We start from the raw sequence: 21673 nt of genomic DNA, 5'->3' as shown, positions 1-21673 counted from the left end.
TCTTCTCTGTTTTGATGCTGATTACAGCGTCAAAGCGGGTGCAAAGATAACAACTTTTCATTTTAAAAACCAAAACAAAATTGAAGTTTTTTTAAGTTTTTTTTTTCGAAAGAAATTAAACTCCACTTCCTGTTATCATCACCAAATTTTTTAAGAACTTTTCGCTATCAAAGCGGCTGCAAATATAAGAAACTTAATTCTAATTCTGCAAATCTTTTTTCGTTTATTTTTTAATTGTTTTTCCCGAGATTACTCAGTGTTTACAAGCATTACAAACGATTCAAAGATCAGCGCCTCTCTCTTAAAGCGAGTGCAAATATAGACCTTTTTATTTCAACTTTCCTAATGCGAAGATCCACTTTTTTCAAGTTAAAGCCTAAAGCTCTGATAGGCAGTGTCCATTATTTTCAAAAAAGATTTTTCCGAAAGTAATATTGATTAAATATGCTCCTGTGATGAGCCTAAAATCTCATGAAAATCCAAAAAGAAAAAGGATAAGCTTTCGCCTATCCTTTTCAAGAGAGAAAAATCCATTCCCCTATACTTATTCCTCTGTCTCAAATATCAATTATACAACGAAAGATCACTATAAAAAATCTTATAAACTGATAATGAGACAAGAATCATCATAAATCATTCTGTTTACCTACCATGTCTCTTCATCCAAGGGAAAGTTTGCTCGTTATATTTACCAAATTCTTTGGCTGTAAAATCATCCAGCTTCATTCTGTAGATCTCAACATTTTTAACGGCCGGTGAATTATAGGTGAACTTTCTATCTGTAAATTGTGCCATCAACGAATTTAAAGCATCAACCTTTTTATCGTAGTCATTAATAAACTCTATAGTTCCTCTTGCTACAATACTTTTACCTTTTACTCTGTAACTACAAGCAACTTCTACATTTTGATAGGCTAAAACTGTATCGGTGCAGAATGTGATACAGGCATCCGGATTATTTTTTAAAGAATCAATCAACTTTCCAAAATTGGCTCCATGTAAATAAATGTAACCATCCAGGTAACCAAAGTTCATCGGTACAACATAAGGTCTACCCTCAATATCGATAACACCTAAATGACAAAGATCACATGAATTAATAATCTCATCAATTTCCTTCTGATCTTCAATAAATACAGTCTTCATAAATTTATTCTTTTTTGAGATGATTAAATGATAAGTGTCACCCCCCTATGTCATTATTTAAAATACAGTTCTATTGCCCAGCTCTTTTGAAATCGCATTTTTTATTTGATCCAGAACCATTTTCTGTTTCATTAGCTCCATTAAACGATCTGTATCTCCGCTTGCCTGAACTTGTTGCATTTCCTGAACCACTTCTTCAATCAAAAGTTTAACCTTTTTACCTTTATATTCATTCACCAGTTTTGGAACAATCTCTTTTAATTTCATCTCTTCCGATTCGATATAACTATCGTTACGAGTCCACATACCACTTAATTGGTGGGGTTCACTCATAATATCGGCGGCAAGCTGAACAATTTTTGAATCGGTGTGATCTCTAAAGAAGGTCTTCGCTTCAAAATCCGGATTGAACTTATTCTTTATATACTCATCAAAAACTTTCTGGTAAGATTCGTTGACCGACCCCAATTCATCTCGCTCTAATTCATCTACGATATAGTTCCCTACTAAAATCGACTCGTCTTCTCCTTGTTCATTCTTATTATGAAACAGTTCTTCTTTTCCGAAATTGAGTAATAAACGAATTAAGGCTCTCTCTTCTAAATCACAATCATTGTCGGCACGAATGATACTCTGATTAACGATAGAATCTTCCTGAGCTTGTAGTTCAATATTCGAACGTTGTTCGTTTTTCCAGGCTTCTTCCTGAAGACGTCCTTTAATCTTATTAATCTCAGTATAAAGAACGCGTTCGTCAACATTTAATATACTACTGCATTCCTTTACATAGACCGAACGAATAATATTATCAGGAATAATCGCGATTGACCGCACAATATCAATAATTAAATTGGCGCGTTTCACCGGATCGTTCTTAGCATCAGCCAAAAGTAGATTCGTCTTAAAAACAATGAAGTCCGTTTCGTTCTTCTCTATATATTGTGACAATTCCGTTGCCCCCATCGTTCTTGAGAACGAATCGGGATCTTCTCCTTCAGGCAATAATAAAACCTTAACATTGAGTTCTTGTTCCAAAACCAAATCAATTCCCCGAAGTGAAGCTTTGATACCAGCGGGATCACCATCATATATAATGGTCATATTATTGGTGAATCGCTTAACCAAACGAATTTGATCTGCTGTTAATGCTGTTCCTGAAGAAGCAACCACATTTTCGATTCCCGCCTGATGAAATGCTAAAACGTCTGTATAGCCTTCAACCAAATAGCATTTATCATTCTGAACCATGCTCTTTTTAGCCTGATAGATACCATAAAGAATACGACTTTTGTGATAAACCTCCGATTCGGGAGAATTCAAATATTTGGCAGCTTTAGGATCTTTCTTCAAAATTCGACCACCAAAACCAAGTGTTCTACCTGCAATCCCATGAATGGGAAAAAGAACGCGACCTTTAAAACGGTCAATCAAACCTTTCTCTTTATCGATGCTTAAGCCTGTTTTAACCAGGAATTCCTTTTTATAACCTGATTGAATTGCTTGCTCCGAAAAAGCATTCCAACTATCAAGACAGTATCCAACTTGAAACTTCTGAATAATATCTTCACGAAAACCACGCTCTCGTAAGTAGCTCATCCCAACGGCCATGCCCTCTTCACTCTGTAAAAGCTTTTCCGAAAAATATTTTTGTGCAAAAGAGTTGACAATCATCATACTCTCCCTATCATTCTTTCGTTGTTCTTGCTCAGGTGACAATTCCTCGTCAACAATATCGATATGATATTTTTTTCCGAGATATTTTAAAGCACCCACGTAGTCGAGATGCTCATGTTCCATAACAAAGTTCACCGAGTTTCCCCCTTTTCCACAACCAAAACATTTGTAAATACCTTTGGCGGGAGAAACGGTAAATGAGGGTGTCTTTTCATTATGAAAAGGACATAGTCCCAAAAAGTTAACACCTCGCTTACGAAGTGTTACGAAATCAGAAACGACTTCGTCAATTTGAGCTGTGTCAAAAATCTTTTGTACTGTTGATTGATCAATCATGAAGCAAAAATAGAAAAGAAGACTCAAATGATTTCGCTATTTCGAAAAAAGATTTCAACAGAAAATAAGTGCTGTTTTTCACAAAAAAGGACTGTAAAACCTAAGGCGATTTTCAAATTTTATATTTCAATCCGGAATTGCGAAAAAAACTTATTTTCCTTGCTACATATTTTACTACTTTTGTGAGCTAAACAACAATCATTTATAATAAACCTATCTTGTTCTCTAATAATCCTTAGGAAGCTTCTTAAACGTATATTAGTAGATCAATTCAAAAGAAAAAATATGAAAATTGCAATTGCTTGTGACCACGCTGGATTTCAGTATAAAAACCGATTGGTAGAACTATTTACCAAAGAAGGACACGATGTTAAAGATTTTGGATGCCATTCTGAAGAAAGTATGGATTATCCTGATACCGCACACCCATTGGCTACAGCCGTAGAAAACAAAGAATTCGATTTTGGATTCACCATTTGTGGTAGTGGCAACGGTATTACCATGACAGCTAATAAGCACCAGGGAATTCGTGCAGCACTTTGCTGGACAGCGGAAATAGCTGAACTAGCCCGTCAGCACAATGATGCCAATGTTTGCGGTATGCCAGCTCGTTTTATTTCATTTGAAGAAGCGCAGGCTATTGCCGAAATATTTATTAAAACCGAGTTTGAAGGTGGCCGTCACCAAAAAAGAGTTGACAAAATTGCTGTAAAATAGTTTTCTTAATTATATCAGGATTAAAGAATCATGATAAATTGAGAATTACAGAGTTAGAGATGCGTTATTAATCTTTTAATTTTCCTATATTTGCCAAGTTGAGTTATTTATTCTCAATAGAGAGGTCAAATAATTCAATTATAATATAAGACATAAAGCTAAATTGGCTTTGACATGTCATGTTTAGTGAACTACCTTTAGAACAGAATAAGAATGTTATCGAATACTTGTAAATACGCAATCCGATCGGTTATCTATTTGGCTTTAAATGCTCAGGACGGTAAGAAAATTGGTATCAAAAAAATATCTGAAGATCTGGAAATTCCAACCCCATTTTTGGGAAAAATTCTTCAAAGCCTGGCTCGTCAGAAACTGCTAAGCTCAACCAAAGGCCCACATGGTGGTTTTGGTTTGGGTAAAGATCCGATGGAAATCAGCTTGATGAATATCGTTGAGATTGTTGACGGACTCGATATGTTTGAGAATTGTTTGATTGGTATGCGTCCATGTAAAACAGATACAAACAACCAAGATCCTTGTCCGGTTCACGGTCAGTTTGGTGCTATTCGCCAACAACTATACAATTTGTTTAACGAAAGAACCGTTGGCAAACTGATTACAGAAATTGAAAAGACTGACGAATATATCAGTTTATAGAATTTTCTTCAGAAAAGAATAATTGCAAAAGGGCTTACGATTTAAAAGTAGGTCCTTTTGTTTTTTTAGAAAAGGGAACATCAAAACCGAACAAATTCCTCCGGCAACATCAGCACAAAGATCCCAAAAATCACCACTCCTATTTACAAAGTAACGTTCTTGTAAAATCTCAATGGTTCCCCCATAAAGGGCAATAAAAACAAACGTAATCAGGGCAATACTCATTCGACTCAATCGGGTTTGGTATCTGAGTTCAGCAATCAGAAAAATTCCCATAATAAAGAATAAGCCAAAATGAACCATTTTGTCGAAGTAAGGAATTGCAAACATAGACGTTTGAGGCAAACTATCACCAGGCACCGAGCATAAAACAAAAATAACAATTGCCCAGATAATATTTCGAATCAACAAATTGGTCCCCATGATATAGATTTACAGTTTTCGTTCAAATAATTGACTTCCATCCGAAGTTAGCTATAAAGTTGCTGAAGAATTTTCAAAGCTCAATGAAATTCACATAAAAAACCCCCTATGTTTAACGTTTTTAAACATAGAGGGTATATTTAGAGGTTTCTAAAATTCTTACAATTTTTTGAGTACGCCTAAGAACGAAATATCACTGGTAACAGTAGGATCCCCTTTATACTTAACAGACCCAATACCTGAAATACTAACATTAAGCTTATCCTGCACAAAAACCTTACCTGTTCCAACACCGCTTATATCAATTCGAGCTTCGAGAGCCTTTAAATCAACCGCATTTACACTACCAGCTCCTGATATATCAATATTTAGCTCTTTAGCCGATCCTTTTAAACTAATTGATGATGCACCACTATTATCTACCGAAAGCTTATTGGCTGTTAATTCAAGCTTAGCTGAAGAAGCCCCATTGATTTCAATTTCCAGCTCATCAAATTTCAAACTATTTTCGTTTTTCAAGGAAATTGCACCACTCGCTTTTATAAAACGTAAATATTTAAAACCAATATACAACTCCATCTTCTTGGTATCATGAATGCTTTCTTCGTTTTTGATATACAAAACATCATTTCGAACCTCCGATTTAATAAGATCCTGAACATTTTCATCAGCTACTACCTTAAGGCTGCAATTTTCATCTTGAGTCAGGTAGATTGTATAGGCACCACTCACTTTTATACCAGTAAAATCACTTACTTCACGTTTTTCGGTGGTAACTTTGCCATTGCCTCTAACACCATCTGCCAATATTGGATTGGTAAAAGCGAAAATCAGAAGGATAACTGCCAGGCCTGTCTTTATTTTTTTTAACTTATTCATGCTGGATATTTTTTCCCGAGCAATCGGGCTTAAACAATAAATCTTAATTTGGTTGGTATCAACTATCTGAAAGACGACAATTTTTAACTAATGTTGCACCAGCATTTCAAATACTATTGAATACAATATAATATGTGCTCTATCGTTCTGAAATGAAAGGTCTCTTTTTAAACTTTTAATCAAGCCTATATGTCAGGTATTTATTTTCATATTCCCTTTTGCAAACAACTTTGTCACTACTGTGCCTTTCATAAAAGTATCAGTCTTCAAGCAAAAGAAAGAATGCTCGTTTGTTTAAAAAAAGAATTGAATGACCGAAAAAATTACCTTTCGGGAAGTCAAATTGATAGCATCTACTTTGGTGGAGGAACGCCCTCGGTTTATTCACCAGAGGAAATTCAATCTTTAATCCTTGAAGTTGGAAAGCACTTTATTATAAATAAGAATGCAGAAATAACCTTAGAAGCCAATCCTGATGATTTAACGCACGACTATCTGAAAGATTTAAAAGAAACATCGGTCAACCGACTATCCGTGGGGATTCAATCTTTTCATGATGAAGATCTGATTTTAATGAATCGACGTCACACAGGTCAGCAAGCATATGATGCCATAAAAAGAGCACAAACTTATGGTTTTGATAATATCTCTGTCGATCAAATTTATGGTGTTCCTGGTTTGAGTTTGAAAAAATGGGAAGAGAATCTTGAGAAAGTATTCGAATTAAATATTCAACACATCTCCTCATATCATTTAATGTACGATCCCAACACCGTATTTACTCACAAACTAAAAAAAGGAATTATTAAGGAGTTGAACGAAGATATTAGTCTGGCGCAATACAAACATCTTATTTCTGAAGCGAAGAAACATGGATTCTTGCATTACGAAATATCAAATTTCAGTCAAGTCGGTTTGGAATCGAAACACAATAGCAGTTATTGGCAGCAAAAGATGTATTTGGGCTTGGGACCTTCAGCACATTCCTACAATTTAGACAGAAGAGAATGGAATATTTCAGATAACCTGAAATATATGAAAGCTGTTGAAGAAGGTGGCGTTTATTCAGAATATGAAGAGCTGAGTTTTAACGATAGGTTTAATGACTATGTTTTAACATCGCTAAGAACCATGTGGGGTTTGGATTTGGATTTGGTAAAACGTGAGTTTGGAGAATCCTACTACCAATATTGTCAGGAAAAAGCCAATAAATTCATTCAAAGCGAAGATGTGAGAATTGAAAAGGAACATATCATTCTCACCGACAAAGGTGTTTTTATTTCAAATGATGTGATGTCGGACTTCTTTTTTATAGAAGAATAAACCGCTTTATCCAGCTCTTAAAAAAATCAACATCTGCATGAAACGTATTTTCCTTATAAGCACTCTAATTCTTTTGCTTGGTTTTACAGGTCAAGCACAGAAAATTGAATTTAAAAAGCTGAGTGCAAAAAAATTTCAATCTCTGATTCAAAAAGATAATAATCATCTTTTGATAGATGTCAGCAGAAAAATTGATCACATCGAAGGCCATATAAAAGGTGCCGTATTTGCCGAAACCTCAGAGAAACTTTATTCTATTCTCGACACCATTCCTAATTCCCGATCAATCCTGGTCTATTGCAGATATGGAAAAAGAAGTCAAAAAGCCTGTTGGTTGATTGCTGAAAAATACCCAAACAAAATTTATTCTCTGACAAAAGGCTTTGAAGATTGGAAAGCCAAAGGCTATAAACTTGTCAAGTAAAAAATTTATCTCCAAAATAGAACATTTCACCTATTCACCGATTATTATTCCTGTTTCACCTAAAAGAATCAAGGTTCTTCTTTAAGACTTCCTACTTTCACATTCGGATATTCATCTATATACTATACTGATAGAATAAACACGGTAATATAATTTTAATAAAACCAAGGAAACTTTCACGAGCACAAAAGTTTCCTGAGTTTATTTATGTGTTATCTTTGCATAATGGAAAGTCAAAAACAAAAAATATTAGAATCAGCACACACTTTGTTCTTTCAGTGTGGTACCCGCAGTGTATCGATGGATGATATTTCTAAAAAGCTAAGTATCTCTAAAAAAACACTTTATCAATATTTTAAAAACAAGTATGAACTTATTGAAGAGGTTGTAAATTGGGATTTGAGTAACCCAAGATTCAACTTTCAATCTGAAAAATATAAAGGACTAAATGCTATTGATTGTTATTGGGAGTTTCATCAATTCGTTCTGGGAATTCTAAAAAATCAACATCATTCGTTTGATTACGATTTAAATAAATACCATCCCGAACTGGCCAAAGAATTTAAAACCCGAAAACTAGAACTGTTTAAATCTGATTTGCTCATCAATATTAATCAAGGTATTAAAGAAGGACTGTATCGGGATAATTTCAATATCGAAATCATTTCTAACCTGTTGATTCGTTTCTATTTAAATCGTTGGAATCAGGAACTTGAAGCCTATAACGGGGATGAAATATTTTCAGAAAGATTTCATAGGGAATTAACCTTGTATCATTTACATGGTATCTGTAGTATAAAAGGTGTTGAGTATCTCAATAAAATATCGAAACAAGATTGACCATTATTTAAAATATTATAAAATCACGACTAAAGAATGAAAGTACAAATGAAGAATCTCTTACAAATTGCGAGCGTCGTTTTGCTGGTATTTTCGAGTGTGGGTGTGAAAGCCCAAATAAAAGACACTGAAGAAATCAGTTCGAAAGAAGCCCGAACAGATAGTCCTATAAAGTTCAGTTTGGAAGAAGCTCAAAAGTATGCTTTGGAAAATTCCTTTATGGTTAAAGGCAGCGATTACGATTTAAAAGTGGCGAAGAGAAAAGTATGGGAAGCTATTTCAACAGGGTTGCCACAGGTTAAAGCCAGTGCAAACTATTCCAAAAATCTGGATATTGCAGTCAGCTTATTACCTGCTGAATTTTTTGGAGGAAATGCCGGGGAATACACACCTGTGAAATTTGGACAAACCTATACCAGTGCTGCAACAGTTAATGTCGATCAGAAAATTTTTGATGGTTCCTATATAGTAGGTTTGGGTGCGGCTAAGGTTTTCGTTCAGCTTTCGCAAAACACCAAAACCAAATCGGAGATTGATGTTAAGGATTTAGTGGCACAGGCCTATTATAATGTATTGGTGGCTCGGGAAAACTACAAAACCATTGAAGAGAATGTAGCCATCACAAAGAAAACACATTTCGAAACAAAAGCTTATTACGAAAATGGTTTTCGCGAAGAACTTGATGTTGACCAGGTGATGCTAATGTTGAAACGTTCCGAAAATCAATTATCAGATGCAAAAAGAGCCATTTCCAATGCCCTTATCATGCTGAAGTTTACTATGGGATACGATATTGAAAAAGATATTGAACTGAATAATAACTTAGAGACTTTCATTAATCCACTCCTTATTTCGAAAACCGAATCCAAAGAATTGGATCTTGAAAATCATATCGATTATAAAATTGTAGATACGCAACTTAAAGCTCAAAAATTAATTATCAAAAACGAACAAGCAGGCTACCTGCCTAATCTTTCAGCTTTTTACAGTTATGGTAAAAACACCAGTGCAGATGCTTGGAATGTGTATAAAAGTAATGTGCCCTGGTTTAAGTCATCAATGGTTGGTTTAAAAATCAGCATGCCCATTTTTACCGGTTTCAATCGTCGATCAAAGATTAAACAGGAAAAAATCAATTATAAGAAAATTGAAGATCTGAAATACAATACAGAACAAAGTCTTAAAAAGGATTTGAGTCTTTCATACAATTCGTTGGTGAATGCCAAAGACACATATGAAAATGACCTTAAAGGACTGGAAATTGCCAAACGCATTTACGAAAGAACTCTTGTAAAGTTTAACGAAGGGGTTTCGACAAGTACCGAACTTTCGAATAATGAACAACAATATTTGAATTCACATTCTGCTTATATCAACGCAACGCTTAATTTATTGAATTCAAAAATTGCCTTCGATAAAGCATTGGGTAAACTCTAAATATAGCCTAAATTAAAATAATCAATTACAAAAAATCAGTCGTAAGCTAATTCTTTATAATACTGATTTAACAAATAGAAGACGATGAAAAAATTTATTATAGCAGGTATCATTCCATTATTATTTGCATGTTCAGCAAAAAATGCCGACGATAAAAAAGAGAAAACTGAACAATTAAAAGAATACAAAACTGAGCTGAAGGATTTGAAAGAGAAAATTTCGAAACTCGAATCAGAAGTGAATAAAGGAACCCAAAAGGAAATCGCTCTTAATGTTAAAGTGGAAAAATTGAATGTTTCGAAATTTGAACATTTTATTCAAATCACAGGAAATGTTGAAGCCGATAAGAACATTACAATACAGCCTGAAGCATCGGGAAATATTATTTCAATAGATGTGAAAGAAGGACAATATGTGAAAAAAGGTGATATTATCGCACAACTTAATTTTTCGAAACTTCAAAACGATATTGATGAACTAAAGACTCAGTTGGCTTTAAGCAAAACTTTGTTCGATAGACAAGAGCGTTTGTGGAATCAGAAAATTGGATCTGAAGTGGAATTTTTGACTGCAAAATCAAACTTGGAAGCTCAAAAAAGCAGATTGAATGCTTTAGAGTCTCAAAAGGATTTAGCTATCGTTCGTGCTCCATTTGATGGTATTATCGACGAAATTTATCAGAAAAAAGGCGAAATGGCAGGTCCAAACAGTCCACTTGCTCAACTGGTGAATATCAATCGTGTATATGTAGAAGGTGATGTTTCTGAAACCTATTTATCAGCGATTAAAGCGGGGGAAAATGCGGACTTAGATTTTCCAGCGATTAATTACCAAACAACTGCACCAATTTACCGAACATCGAATGTTATAGACCCTGCCAACAGAAGTTTTAAGGTTCGTGTCAATATTAAAAATCCAGGTCAAATAATCAAACCCAACCTGATTTCAATCATTAAAATTCGCGATTTTGTTCAGGATGAAGCCATTGTGGTCCCCTCTATTATCATTAAAAAAGATTTTGAAGGAAACTATTTGTACATCGCTGAAAAACAAGATAAAAAAATGATTGCGAAAAAAGTATATGTTACTGTTTCTAAGACTTACAACAACCTCTCTATGATTGATACAGGACTTAAATTGGGTGATTTAATCATTACCGAAGGCTTCTCACAAGTTGTTAACGGTACCATTATCAAGATTAAATAATCAGTGTATTTCAAATCATAGAACTTTATCCCGATTCTATCGGATCTTAATTATATAAAGATGAACGATAATACTAAAAACACGGCTGCCGAAAATAAGCAAAGGCAGTTTAAACCAACCTTCGCGGCCTTAAAGAACAAGAATTCTATTTTTATTCTGACAGTTCTATTAAGTTTGTATGGCTTGTTTTCATACGTAGGCATGCCAAGGGAATTGTTCCCTGAGGTGGTTATTCCAAATATTTCCATTTCAACTCTTTACCCGGGCAACTCACCTGTCGATATTGAAAATCTGGTGACACGACCTATAGAAAAAGAGCTCAAATCTCTGAAAAATGTTAAAAAATTATCCTCTGCCTCTTTCGAAGACATGAGTTTAATTATTGTAGAGTTTAACACGGATATTGAAGTTAAACAAGCTCTACAAGACACCAAAGATAAGGTTGATAAAGCACTTAGTGAACTGCCGGATGATTTGCCAAACGATCCTGTTGTAGAGGATATTGATATGGCCGATTTTCCAATTCTCAACGTTAACTTATCCGGCGATTACGGCTTGGATGACTTAAAACATTTTGCTGAAGAACTGCAGGATAAATTTGAGTCTTTACCTGAAGTGTCAGAAGCTGATATTAAGGGAATTGATGAGCGTGAGATTAAAATTAATGCTGATCTGCACAAGATGGAAGCCAATGGGATTTCATTTAAAGATATCGAAACCGCTATTGGCGACGAAAATATCACCATGAGTGCCGGTACCTTAATTACGGATAATACACGAAGAAGTATCCGTACATCTGCTGACTATACATCTATGGAGCAGATTAAAAATACGATTGTTAAAGTAACAAACAACAAAGTTGTTTATTTGAAAGATGTAGCCGAGGTTGTTGATGGGTATGAAGAACTTTCCTCCATTTCCCGTTTGGAAAATAATCCTGTAGTCTCTCTTTCATTGAGTAAAAAATCAGGAGAAAACCTTTTAGCAGCTACCGATCAAATTTATAAAATCATCAATGAGCTAAAAGAAAGTGGCTTTTTACCGGAAGGCTTAAAAGTTACGGTTACAAATGATACTTCAGAAGATGTTAGGGGGATGATTAGTGATCTTGAGAATTCAATTATCATGGGTATGATATTAGTCGTTCTTATTCTCTACTTATTTATGGGATTAAGAAATGCTTTATTCTCGGGACTGGCAATTCCTATGTCCATGTTTATTTCGTTCATCGTACTGAGTCAAATGGGCTATACCATTAATCAGATGATTCTTTTTTCTCTGATTTTGGCTCTGGGTATGTTGGTGGATAATGCCATTGTGGTCGTCGAGAATGTTTATCGACTCCACGAAGAGGGCCTATCCCCTCTTGAAGCAACAAAAAAAGGTGTAAGCGAAATTGCCGGACCAATTATTTCATCAACGGCAACTACAGTAGCAGCCTTTTTCCCCTTACTCATGTGGGGTGGTATTATGGGAGAATTTATGAAATATCTGCCCATTACACTAATTATAGTTTTGACTTCATCGCTATTTGTTGCTCTAATCCTTAATCCTGTATTTACGGCAACTTTTGTCAAAATAGATGATATCAAATCTAAATTGAAGTACAAAAGAGTGATTACAATTGCGTCGATTTTTATCGCAATTTCTATCCCCTTTTATATTGCAGCAAGCTATTTTATGGCTAATATTTTAGCCTGCATCGCTTTAATCATGCTTATCAACTTACTTGCATTAAGACCATTTGCAAGATGGTTTCAATTGAAAATGTTAGTTACGCTAGAAGATCTGTATGAGAAAACTTTACGTTTTGCCTTAAAAGGGTACCGTCCACTTCTTTTCTTCTTTGCTACATTTATGTTGATGATTGGTGCAATATCTTTCTATTTTGGAAGCAATCCAACTGTTGTTTTCTTCCCTGATAATGATCCAAAATCAGTTTATGTCACTATGGAACTACCCTTGGGAACCGATATTCATAAAACAGACGAAGTTTCTGTAAGGGTCGAAAACATTATTAATAAAACCTTAGAACCATATCAGGATATTATCCGTTCTATAGCGACCAATGTTGGTTCTGGAAAAGGCGGTATGTTTGAATCAGCTCGTGCAGCGAACAAATCTTTAACAACAATTTCTTTTGTTGAATATAAAGATCGAAAAGGCCACAGTACATCTGAAATTATGAAGTTAATTTCAAAAAATCTGAAAGGATTTATTGGTGCTAAAATATTTGTTGAGAAAGATGAAAATGGACCTCCGGTTGGTCATCCTATCAACTTGGAAATTTCTGGTGATAATTTTGAAGAGTTATTAACCATTTCAAATAACATCAAAGAAATGCTTGATGCGGATAAGATTCCAGGTGTTGAAGAATTGAAATTAGATTTGGATCAGGGAAAACCTGAAATGTTGATCAATATCGACAGGGATAAGGTTCGTCGATTTGGCTTATCAACCAGTCAGGTTGCGAGCGCACTTCGTAACTCTTTATATGGTTTGGAAGTTTCAAAATTCAAAGATGGAGAAGATGAATTTGATATCATGTTACGATTGAGCGATGAATACCGATACGATGTACCGGCTCTGATGAATCAGAAGATTTCGATGATGAGCCCGGTGAATAATAAATTCATCCAAATTCCTATTTCATCTGTTGCATCATACACCTATGGATCAACATACGAACGAATCAACCGAATCGATAATAAAAGGGTTGTAACCATTTATTCAAATGTAGTTGAAGGGTTTAATGCCAATGTTATTAATGCTCGTATTAGAGAGATAATGGCAGACTATAACATGCCCAAAGGATATAGCTTTAAGCTTACCGGAGAACAGGAAGAACAAGAAGAAACACAGAATTTCTTAGCTGAAGCATTAATGATTGCTCTGGCTTTAATTACGCTTATTCTAGTAACTCAGTTTAACTCCGCTGTAAAGCCACTTATTATCATGATAACGGTATTATTTAGTACTATTGGAGTTTTCCTTGGATTAGGTACTTTCCAAATGCCATTCGTTATTTTAATGACAGGAATTGGTATTATTTCACTGGCGGGAATTGTGGTTAACAATGGTATTGTATTGGTTGATTATATTGACTTGCTCAGAAAAGAGAAGAAAGCAAATACCGACTTAAAAGGTAAAAAATACCTAAGCGCTCAGCAAGAAATTGACTGTATTGCCAAAGCTGGGAAAACACGTTTACGTCCTGTATTGCTAACGGCGATTACAACCGTACTGGGTTTATTACCTCTAGCTGTTGGAATGAACTTCAATTTCTTAACTCTATTCAGTAGATTCGATCCTCAGTTGTCATTCGGTAGCGATAGTACTGCATTCTGGGGTCCGATGTCGTGGACTGTTATTTTTGGTCTGACTGTAGCAACTTTCTTAACATTGGTTATTGCACCGGTCATGTTTAGAATTTCAACTCAAGTTGAACACAGACTTTACCGATTTGCAGAAAAGAAGAAAAAATAATAAGCCATTTTAGTATACAAAAATGCCCCTGATTCAATTGAATCAGGGGCATTTTTATTCTATATATTAGTTGTTAAACTTTTTCGTAACACTTAACCCAATCAATTTCCATAACAGCATTCACATCTGATTTTGGATTTGAAACACCTGAACTTAAAATCAAATACATGGGTTCCTGTGGAATATTTTCAGTTTCTGTTTTCACAATCACGTCATTTATTCTCCAAACCAATTTATTTGGAGCCCACTCCAAAGAATAGATGAAAAAATCATGGGTCCAATCCAGCCCATTCACCTTTGACTTACTTACAACAGGTTTTTCTTCACTCCCATTAATATGAGATGGAATTAATTTACCACAGCTACTCGTTCTGGCAATATCAATATGTGGTAAATTTCTGTCTGAAAGCATCCAAAACGAATGCATCACATTTTTAATATCACTCACTTTAATTTTAGCTTCAAAAAGACCATACTTTTGTCGGAAAGACTTCCCTGTACTGATTAAAGCAGATGTATAATCAAATTCGGTCGGAATAAAACCAAATTGTTTATCCCAAACTTTACCTTGGGCTTTTTCTTTTCGGGTTTCAAGTCGAGCTACGGAATTTGATATTTTAATATTCTTATCCGAAAAAATATGAGAATCATTCGGTAAGGCATAGTTATCATTCATCAAAACGTCGCCCCAATAATAACGGGTTATCCATTTTTCCTTATCCAACTCAGTCCCCTCAAAATCTTCAGAAAAAGTTAACTTCCATTCCTTAATCTGATCAAAATCATTTTTCTTGACTAGTTTGAAATATTTTTTGAACGATTCAGCTTCACTCAATTCCTTGTAGGTGATCAGTTGATTAAAAGCTTCAGACTTTTCGAATCGCTTTTTATCCAATAAATAATTTTTTTCAGAGATGAATTCCTCCGAAGACACTTCCGTCTTTAACGTTTCAATCTCCTGAAGTAAATTCGAATTGGAAACCTCCAAATAGATTTTGTGTTTTTTTGAATGCTTAAATTTAAAATAAGCACGAATTTCAGATGAGCTTTTCAGCTTCTTATAAAGTAGCCAATTTTCATTATCACTCTTTTTAGTCAGTTTTCCGGAATTGACATCTGCTTGCAATTCCATATATTTCACAAGCTCGTCAGATTCTTTCATCTTTTCAAACTTCGAAATTTCAGATCCTTCTACAACCGTTAAGTAAGTCTTATAAGGTTTAGAATTTAGAATTTTCTTTAGCTTTTTTTCTTTCCTTTCAAGTTCACTTCCCTTGTAAGTTTTAGCTTCAATTTGTTTTCTGGTTTGCTTAAAATCATCAGAATTAATCACTTTTTCAAGTTCAATAAAATTCTGTAAATCCTCTGATTGTTCAAAGGCAATAAATTCTTGATGATCGTTCAAAAGCTGATTCTTTCTCTCTTCGAGTAATGAAGTATTAGCTGCTTTTCGAAGTTTTGATGCAAGGAATAAAGCCATTTTTTTTAAGTGTTTGAGATTTAATTAGAACTTCGAATTTAATCATTTCTAATAAAATCCAGCTTTAATTGTTCGGAGTTTATTTTGACGAAAAATTATCCGTTTAATACAATACATTTCAAAACTCAATCTTACATACAGATAATCAATGAGATTCAATAAGAGTTGTATAGTGAAAAAGATTGTCTAAATTTAAAATTATTGACGAACAAAATTAAAAGTAATACTTCCCACTTGTCTAACAGGGCTTGAATTATCAAGATTAAAGCGAGATCGATAAGCCGCATTTAAGGCAGCTTCATATAAATTTTCGTCTCTGGTGTCTGATTCCTTTTCAAGCACCTTAGCTTTTATAACCTTGCCTTCGCGATTGACTGTTATTTCAACACGAACCCGACCCGATTCTTCACATTTATAAACTGGTATGGGCAATTTTAATTTATGTCGCCCTTTCAAACTATAAAAAACACTGCTTGGACCTGAGTATTCTATATTTTTAATGGAATCGGTTTCAAGTTGCTTCTTACGTTCGTTAGCCAAATTTGCACTATCGCGCTTAAACGCTTCCAAATCTTTTTTTGCTGCACCATAATCATTGGACTCATAACTTTCTAATTCTTGTTTGATATCGTCAATCATTTTATCAAGATCATTGGCCGTTGGTGCATTTCTGTTTTCCGTTTTTAAATCCTGATTAACGGCAATAGATTTTAGCAACTCATCAACACTGGTCGAAACTTTTTCTTTTTGTTTCTCGATTTTTTCTTCCTCTTCCCTATTATTTTCCTGTTCGATTTGTTCAATAATATCATCCGGAATAGCCAACAAAATTTCAGTCTCAACAAAATGTAAAGGTGAATTGAGTTTAAACAACAATAAAAGAATAAGTAAAACCATGTGAAAAGCCAAGGTTCCCATTAAACCAAATCGGTTGCGTTTTAAGTAGTCCTTCAACTCTTCCCAAGCACTCATATTCGTTCTGTATTCTACTTCTCTATTTTTTTTTGCCTTAATCACAGATTCTATTCTGATTAAAATTTAAAACCAAACAAAGCTATCAAGATTAGTTGGAATAGGCAATTCTGATGAAAATGATATTCTTTCCCTTTTATAAGATTGAACACCACCAATATGATAAGATTTATTTGAGCAAAAACATAAATATCAGCCAGATACAAAAAAGTTATTTTTTTTATCTAGTCTATTATTATTAAATTACATCTGATTATAAGTCTATTAAATACTTTTTATTAGCAACTTATTTCATATGCCTCCTAAAACACGCTATAAAAAATGGAACTCATTGAGTTTCTTTCTAAGAAGTCTTTGGTGGGATTTTCTAAATCTTTTTTTCCCATTAACCTGTGCAGCTTGTGGCAATTATTTATTCAAAAACGAAAAGGTTATTTGTACCTCCTGTCTTTTTCAACTACCCAAAACCAATTTTCACTTTCAAAAAGAAAACCCCATTTCTGACATTTTTTTAGGAAGAGTTAAAATAGAAAATGCAACAGCATATTTTACTTTTAATAAGGGGAGTCGTTATCAAAAACTCATACACAAACTTAAATACAATCGACAAGCAGAAATTGGTATTGAATTAGGGAAACATTTGGGCAATACTTTGATGAATTCTTCGGATTACAGATGTATCGACGCCGTTATTCCCGTCCCACTTCATCCCAAAAAGAAAAAGGCGAGAACTTATAACCAGTCAGAAATGATTGCGAAAGGTATTGCTGAAGCCATGAAATCGAAATTAATTGTCGATGTTCTAATCAGAAATGTACATTCAGAATCTCAAACCAAAAAAAATAAAATTGAACGCTGGCTCAACGTTAAAAATGTATTTGCCGTAAAAACAAAGGACGTTTTAAACAACAAACATGTTTTATTAGTTGATGATGTCGTGACAACAGGAGCAACTCTTGAATCCTGTGCTCAAAAATTGTTGGAAGTTGATGGTATTAAAGTGAGCATTGCCTGTTTGGCACAAGCTTAATCCGAATTAATACATAAAAAGCTTAATTTATATTTCAGTCTCCATATAAATTAAGCTTCGAAAATATATCTAAAAATACGATCTCTAATCGATAAATTTATAACCAACACCTTTTACGGTCTTGATCAAATTATCACCCAATTTCTCTCGCAATTTTCTAATATGAACATCAATGGTTCTATCTCCAACAACAATATTTTCACCCCACACGCCATTGTAAATTTCGTCTCGAGTAAAAACTCTTTGAGGGCGTGAGGATAGTAATAATAAGAGTTCAAACTCTTTTCTTGGTAAAGACAATTCTTCATCACCCTTTATTACCAAATAACGTTCCTTATCAATAGTAATGGGTCCAATTTGAATCAATGTGCTTTCATTCTCCTCAGCTTTATTGGTTGATCGATTGGCACGTTTCAACATAGCCTTAACACGTGAGATCAAAACTTTCGGTTTTATCGGCTTGCTTATGTAGTCATCAGCGCCGGCATCAAAACCAGCAATTTGAGAATAATCCTCGCTTCGGGCTGTTAAAAAAGTAATCAGTACATCTGAAAATTCGGGCATTTCTCTCAACTTATCACACGTTTCAATACCATCCATTTCTGGCATCATCACATCTAATATAATCAAGTGGGGTTGAAATTTTTTAGCCACTTCGATTCCTTCAATCCCATTATTAGCCGTTTCGACCTGAAATTTTTCCTTTTTTAAATTATAACTTAAGAATTCTAAAATATCGGGTTCGTCATCGACCAGTAAAATTTTATATTCGCTATTTTCCATATCAATAATTTTCTAAGCTTTAGTATTTATTGCCTTATCAAGCGTAAATGTGAAACTTGTTCCTTCACCATAGGTACTACTCACATTTATACTTTGCTCATGTGCATCGATAATATGTTTGACGATAGCCAAGCCCAAGCCGGATCCACCCATATTTCTCGATCTGCTCTTATCAACCCGATAAAAACGTTCAAATATTCGGGGAAGATTGTCTTTCTCTATCCCAATCCCATTATCTCTGACTTCGATTAATAATTTTTTGTCCATATCCATGACTTCGATATGAGTTTTACCACCTTGTTTTCCATATTTAATTGAATTAACAACAAGGTTGACCAAAGCCTGAAAAATTTCTTTTTTATCTGCTTCAACATATTTTGGAATTGAATGAGATTGAGGAAAGATAATTTTTATATCATGCTTTTGAGCTCGCATTTCCTGCATTTCAACCACCTCATTTATCGTTTCTATAATATTGAATCGTTCCGGTAAAAGTTTTAATTCGCCATATTCAAGCTTCGATATCGATTCCAAATCCTTAACAATCCCAATCATTCTATTGATACTTTTCTCGGTTCGTTCAAGATAAGATCGATTGATATTTTCATCTTCCAATCCCCCATCAAGCAGCGTTAAAATATAGCCTTGAATATTAAAAATTGGTGTCTTTAATTCATGAGAAACATTCCCTATAAATTCTTTTCGATACTCTTCCTGGCGCTTCATTTGCATCAAAAGCGATCCACGTCCCTCGCTCCATTCTCTAACTTCCTTTTCTGCTTCTTCTAAAATGTCGATATGTTTTACCTTATCAACAAATTCCCTATCGATAAACTGAGTATCGTGAATCGTTTTGTAAAGCATCCGAATTTTAGAATATAAAAAACGACGAATCAGATAACGCGACATCACAAACATGAAAGTGGATAACAGAACCAAACTTGTGAATAAAACGAAAGCTTTATCTTCAATATAGGTATAAAGCATAAATTCGGTCAGGATGATAATCGCACTGGAGAGGGTGATTAATAAATTAACTTTTTTGGAAGATATGATTTGCATAAATGAGTCTTACTTCGGTTTTATATCAATATAAAATAAAGATAATGTTAAGAATTGTTTCTTTCACAAATATTCAAATTAATACGTGAGCAAATCTATTTGTAATATTAATTAATAGTTAAGATTTAATGATTTCAAGTACTTAATAGGGGTATAAAAAATCACAACCTAAGTTAAAACTTATTTATTAAAAAAGTGAGTTAATCTTTAGGCGAATAAACGAGTTCAATAAAGGATAAAAAAAATGGGAGTAATAATCAGTTTAACTGACTTCACTCCCATTTAAATATTTTAAAATATTCGTTTAATAAAACGAAGAAGATACTTGCACTACTTTGCTTGTCTTTTAAACGAAATTTCTTTCATATTAACCAATAAATCTATCAAAATAGATACAATTAAAAGATTGAATTTTTGTTCCAGTTCTAATACAAAACTCAAACAAGCAATAATCATAAACAAAACACTTCCAAGCTTTAGAAGTTCTGAAAATTGAAAAAAACGAATTTTAGTGCTATCCAAATTTAAAGTTCTGTGCACAATATTTAAGATCAATCCCAAACCTAAAATAAGCAGGCCATAAACATCATCTTGCAAAATAAAAAGTGCACCAACAATTATTAAAATAGTTGATAAAGTATAGAGTATTGATCGTATTTTAGACATCTAAAATTTTATAATTATGTATTGTATTATTGATATTTTTTAAAAAAGTGTATTCGAATCATCGAAACGACTTTTTCCCAAATGCGAATAGGCCAAAGCGGTTACTTCACGTCCTCTTGGTGTTCGTTTTATGAAGCCCTCTTTAATTAAAAACGGTTCATAAACTTCCTCTATGGTTCCACTATCTTCACTCACCGCAGTCGCAATCGTCGAAATCCCAACAGGGCCTCCTTTAAATTTATCGATAATGGTTGTCAGAATTCGATTATCCATTTCATCTAAACCGTGTTTATCGATATTCAAGGCTTCAAGTGAATATTTTGTAATCTCAAGGTCAATAGATCCATTACCTTTAACCTGGGCAAAATCTCTTACCCGACGAAGAAGTGCATTCACAATTCGAGGTGTTCCTCTTGATCGGGATGCAATTTCACCAGCGGCTTCATGAGTAATTTCAATATCGAGTATTTTAGCCGATCTTTTAACAATTTGAGTCAGGATAGACAGATCGTAATACTCTAAGTGAGAGTTGATCCCAAAACGAGCACGAAGAGGTGAAGTTAACAAACCAGAACGTGTGGTCGCACCAATCAGTGTAAACGGATTTAACTCCAATTGAATCGAACGCGCTGCAGGCCCCTTATCGATCACAATATCTATTCTGAAGTCCTCCATGGCAGAATACAAATATTCTTCAACTATGGGGCTTAAACGGTGTATCTCGTCGATGAAAAGAACATCGTTCTCATCAAGATTGGTTAAAAGTCCTGCGAGGTCACCAGGTTTATCAAGTACGGGACCAGATGTAATTTTAATACCTACACCCAATTCGTTGGCTAGAATATTGGATAAAGTTGTTTTTCCAAGTCCCGGAGGTCCATGAAGCAAAACATGATCCAGAGCTTCTTCTCGCATCTTTGCAGCTTTCACAAAAATGTCAAGATTCTCAACGATCTTTTTTTGTCCACTAAAATCTTCAAAACGTAAAGGTCTTAATTTCTGATCGATATCGACCTCTTTATCCTTTACCTCCTGATTTCTAAAATCGAAGTCATTATCCATTTTTGCTGTCTTAAAACTGTTTTTCTTGCTTCACAATATCTCCATTGTAAAGCACAAAAATAGTCTCATT

General features: G+C 34.2%; 19 protein-coding genes. 9 read left to right on the top strand and 10 right to left on the bottom strand.

Annotated features, from left to right (window positions below):
- Positions 1-642: 642 nt before the first annotated feature.
- Together EV201_RS10975 and dnaG are read right to left on the bottom strand one after the other, a co-directional pair.
- Positions 643-1146 carry a pyridoxamine 5'-phosphate oxidase family protein gene (locus EV201_RS10975; protein ID WP_130307607.1) on the bottom strand — a complete coding sequence of 168 codons (504 nt, stop codon included), beginning with the start codon at positions 1144-1146 and terminating at the stop codon, positions 643-645.
- Positions 1147-1203: 57 nt separating this feature from the next.
- Positions 1204-3156 (bottom strand): DNA primase, encoded by a 1953-nt coding sequence (gene dnaG, locus EV201_RS10970; protein WP_130307606.1) that lies wholly within the window; start codon positions 3154-3156, stop codon positions 1204-1206.
- A 285-nt stretch (positions 3157-3441) separates the two neighbouring features.
- On the opposite strand from dnaG, the gene rpiB reads away from it, so the two are divergent.
- Together rpiB and EV201_RS10960 are read left to right on the top strand one after the other, a co-directional pair.
- Positions 3442-3873 carry a ribose 5-phosphate isomerase B gene (gene rpiB, locus EV201_RS10965; protein ID WP_130307605.1) on the top strand — a complete coding sequence of 144 codons (432 nt, stop codon included), beginning with the start codon at positions 3442-3444 and terminating at the stop codon, positions 3871-3873.
- A 213-nt stretch (positions 3874-4086) separates the two neighbouring features.
- Positions 4087-4530: an RrF2 family transcriptional regulator gene (locus tag EV201_RS10960; protein WP_130307604.1), complete on the top strand. Its 444-nt coding sequence runs from the start codon at positions 4087-4089 to the stop codon at positions 4528-4530.
- Here the strand turns inward: EV201_RS10960 and EV201_RS10955 are convergent.
- The gene (locus EV201_RS10955; protein WP_130307603.1) at positions 4525-4953 is read right to left on the bottom strand and encodes a VanZ family protein; all 429 of its coding nucleotides are present in this window, start codon (positions 4951-4953) and stop codon (positions 4525-4527) included. The genes EV201_RS10960 and EV201_RS10955 overlap by 6 nt on opposite strands.
- A gap of 159 nt (positions 4954-5112) precedes the next feature.
- Positions 5113-5832, bottom strand: coding sequence for a head GIN domain-containing protein (locus EV201_RS10950; protein WP_130307602.1), 720 nt, complete (start codon positions 5830-5832; stop codon positions 5113-5115).
- Positions 5833-6021: 189 nt separating this feature from the next.
- Between EV201_RS10950 and hemW the strand changes: the two genes are divergently transcribed.
- The 6 genes from hemW to EV201_RS10920 all read left to right on the top strand — a co-directional run bounded on the left by hemW (position 6022) and on the right by EV201_RS10920 (position 14548).
- Complete coding sequence (gene hemW / locus EV201_RS10945; RefSeq protein ID WP_130307601.1) at positions 6022-7155, top strand: radical SAM family heme chaperone HemW; 1134 nt, start codon at positions 6022-6024, stop codon at positions 7153-7155.
- 37 nt (positions 7156-7192) lie between these two features.
- Positions 7193-7579: a rhodanese-like domain-containing protein gene (locus EV201_RS10940; RefSeq protein WP_130307600.1), complete on the top strand. Its 387-nt coding sequence runs from the start codon at positions 7193-7195 to the stop codon at positions 7577-7579.
- A 225-nt stretch (positions 7580-7804) separates the two neighbouring features.
- Positions 7805-8419 carry a TetR/AcrR family transcriptional regulator gene (locus tag EV201_RS10935; protein ID WP_165389634.1) on the top strand — a complete coding sequence of 205 codons (615 nt, stop codon included), beginning with the start codon at positions 7805-7807 and terminating at the stop codon, positions 8417-8419.
- Positions 8420-8467: 48 nt separating this feature from the next.
- Positions 8468-9856 (top strand): TolC family protein, encoded by a 1389-nt coding sequence (locus EV201_RS10930; protein WP_165389633.1) that lies wholly within the window; start codon positions 8468-8470, stop codon positions 9854-9856.
- An 84-nt stretch (positions 9857-9940) separates the two neighbouring features.
- Complete coding sequence (locus tag EV201_RS10925; protein WP_130307597.1) at positions 9941-11062, top strand: efflux RND transporter periplasmic adaptor subunit; 1122 nt, start codon at positions 9941-9943, stop codon at positions 11060-11062.
- A 60-nt stretch (positions 11063-11122) separates the two neighbouring features.
- Positions 11123-14548, top strand: a complete 3426-nt coding sequence (locus EV201_RS10920; protein WP_130307596.1) for an efflux RND transporter permease subunit — start codon at positions 11123-11125, stop codon at positions 14546-14548.
- Between the two features lie 73 nt (positions 14549-14621).
- On the opposite strand, the gene EV201_RS10915 is transcribed toward EV201_RS10920, so the two are convergent.
- Together EV201_RS10915 and EV201_RS10910 are read right to left on the bottom strand one after the other, a co-directional pair.
- On the bottom strand, positions 14622-16028 hold the full coding sequence (locus EV201_RS10915; protein ID WP_130307595.1) for a glycoside hydrolase family 16 protein: 1407 nt from the start codon (positions 16026-16028) through the stop codon (positions 14622-14624).
- Between the two features lie 198 nt (positions 16029-16226).
- Positions 16227-17045, bottom strand: coding sequence for a TonB family protein (locus EV201_RS10910; RefSeq protein ID WP_130307594.1), 819 nt, complete (start codon positions 17043-17045; stop codon positions 16227-16229).
- 250 nt (positions 17046-17295) lie between these two features.
- On the opposite strand from EV201_RS10910, the gene EV201_RS10905 reads away from it, so the two are divergent.
- On the top strand, positions 17296-18030 hold the full coding sequence (locus EV201_RS10905; RefSeq protein ID WP_130307593.1) for a ComF family protein: 735 nt from the start codon (positions 17296-17298) through the stop codon (positions 18028-18030).
- A gap of 84 nt (positions 18031-18114) precedes the next feature.
- Here the strand turns inward: EV201_RS10905 and EV201_RS10900 are convergent, their stop codons facing one another.
- The 4 genes from EV201_RS10900 to ruvB form a co-directional block, all read right to left on the bottom strand.
- Entirely contained in the window at positions 18115-18813 is a 699-nt protein-coding gene (locus EV201_RS10900; RefSeq protein WP_130307592.1) for a response regulator transcription factor, read from the bottom strand.
- A 12-nt stretch (positions 18814-18825) separates the two neighbouring features.
- A complete protein-coding gene (locus tag EV201_RS10895) occupies positions 18826-19875 on the bottom strand; it encodes a sensor histidine kinase (protein WP_130307591.1) in 1050 nt (349 codons plus the stop codon).
- A gap of 330 nt (positions 19876-20205) precedes the next feature.
- Positions 20206-20541, bottom strand: coding sequence for a hypothetical protein (locus EV201_RS10890; protein ID WP_130307590.1), 336 nt, complete (start codon positions 20539-20541; stop codon positions 20206-20208).
- Between the two features lie 39 nt (positions 20542-20580).
- The gene (gene ruvB / locus EV201_RS10885) at positions 20581-21603 is read right to left on the bottom strand and encodes a Holliday junction branch migration DNA helicase RuvB (protein ID WP_130307589.1); all 1023 of its coding nucleotides are present in this window, start codon (positions 21601-21603) and stop codon (positions 20581-20583) included.
- Positions 21604-21673: the final 70 nt, after the last annotated feature.

Origin of the sequence: Ancylomarina subtilis (assembly GCF_004217115.1) — a bacterium.
In the GTDB taxonomy this organism is placed as follows: domain Bacteria; phylum Bacteroidota; class Bacteroidia; order Bacteroidales; family Marinifilaceae; genus Ancylomarina; species Ancylomarina subtilis.
The sequence above is the reverse complement of the archived record's forward strand: the minus strand, read 5'-3'. Positions and strand labels throughout refer to the sequence as shown.

Bases quoted from the DNA above. Each gene is read 5' to 3' on its own strand.
- dnaG (WP_130307606.1), bottom strand. From the start codon at position 3,156: ATGATTGATCAATCAACAGTACAAAAGATTTTTGACACAGCTCAAATT.
- EV201_RS10920 (WP_130307596.1), top strand. From the start codon at position 11,123: ATGAACGATAATACTAAAAACACGGCTGCCGAAAATAAGCAAAGGCAG.
- EV201_RS10960 (WP_130307604.1), top strand. From the start codon at position 4,087: ATGTTATCGAATACTTGTAAATACGCAATCCGATCGGTTATCTATTTG.
- EV201_RS10935 (WP_165389634.1), top strand. From the start codon at position 7,805: ATGGAAAGTCAAAAACAAAAAATATTAGAATCAGCACACACTTTGTTC.
- EV201_RS10930 (WP_165389633.1), top strand. From the start codon at position 8,468: ATGAAGAATCTCTTACAAATTGCGAGCGTCGTTTTGCTGGTATTTTCG.
- EV201_RS10915 (WP_130307595.1), bottom strand. From the start codon at position 16,028: ATGGCTTTATTCCTTGCATCAAAACTTCGAAAAGCAGCTAATACTTCA.
- rpiB (WP_130307605.1), top strand. From the start codon at position 3,442: ATGAAAATTGCAATTGCTTGTGACCACGCTGGATTTCAGTATAAAAAC.
- EV201_RS10905 (WP_130307593.1), top strand. From the start codon at position 17,296: ATGCCTCCTAAAACACGCTATAAAAAATGGAACTCATTGAGTTTCTTT.
- ruvB (WP_130307589.1), bottom strand. From the start codon at position 21,603: ATGGATAATGACTTCGATTTTAGAAATCAGGAGGTAAAGGATAAAGAG.
- EV201_RS10925 (WP_130307597.1), top strand. From the start codon at position 9,941: ATGAAAAAATTTATTATAGCAGGTATCATTCCATTATTATTTGCATGT.
- hemW (WP_130307601.1), top strand. From the start codon at position 6,022: ATGTCAGGTATTTATTTTCATATTCCCTTTTGCAAACAACTTTGTCAC.
- EV201_RS10955 (WP_130307603.1), bottom strand. From the start codon at position 4,953: ATGGGGACCAATTTGTTGATTCGAAATATTATCTGGGCAATTGTTATT.
- EV201_RS10900 (WP_130307592.1), bottom strand. From the start codon at position 18,813: ATGGAAAATAGCGAATATAAAATTTTACTGGTCGATGACGAACCCGAT.
- EV201_RS10890 (WP_130307590.1), bottom strand. From the start codon at position 20,541: ATGTCTAAAATACGATCAATACTCTATACTTTATCAACTATTTTAATA.
- EV201_RS10975 (WP_130307607.1), bottom strand. From the start codon at position 1,146: ATGAAGACTGTATTTATTGAAGATCAGAAGGAAATTGATGAGATTATT.
- EV201_RS10940 (WP_130307600.1), top strand. From the start codon at position 7,193: ATGAAACGTATTTTCCTTATAAGCACTCTAATTCTTTTGCTTGGTTTT.
- EV201_RS10895 (WP_130307591.1), bottom strand. From the start codon at position 19,875: ATGCAAATCATATCTTCCAAAAAAGTTAATTTATTAATCACCCTCTCC.
- EV201_RS10950 (WP_130307602.1), bottom strand. From the start codon at position 5,832: ATGAATAAGTTAAAAAAAATAAAGACAGGCCTGGCAGTTATCCTTCTG.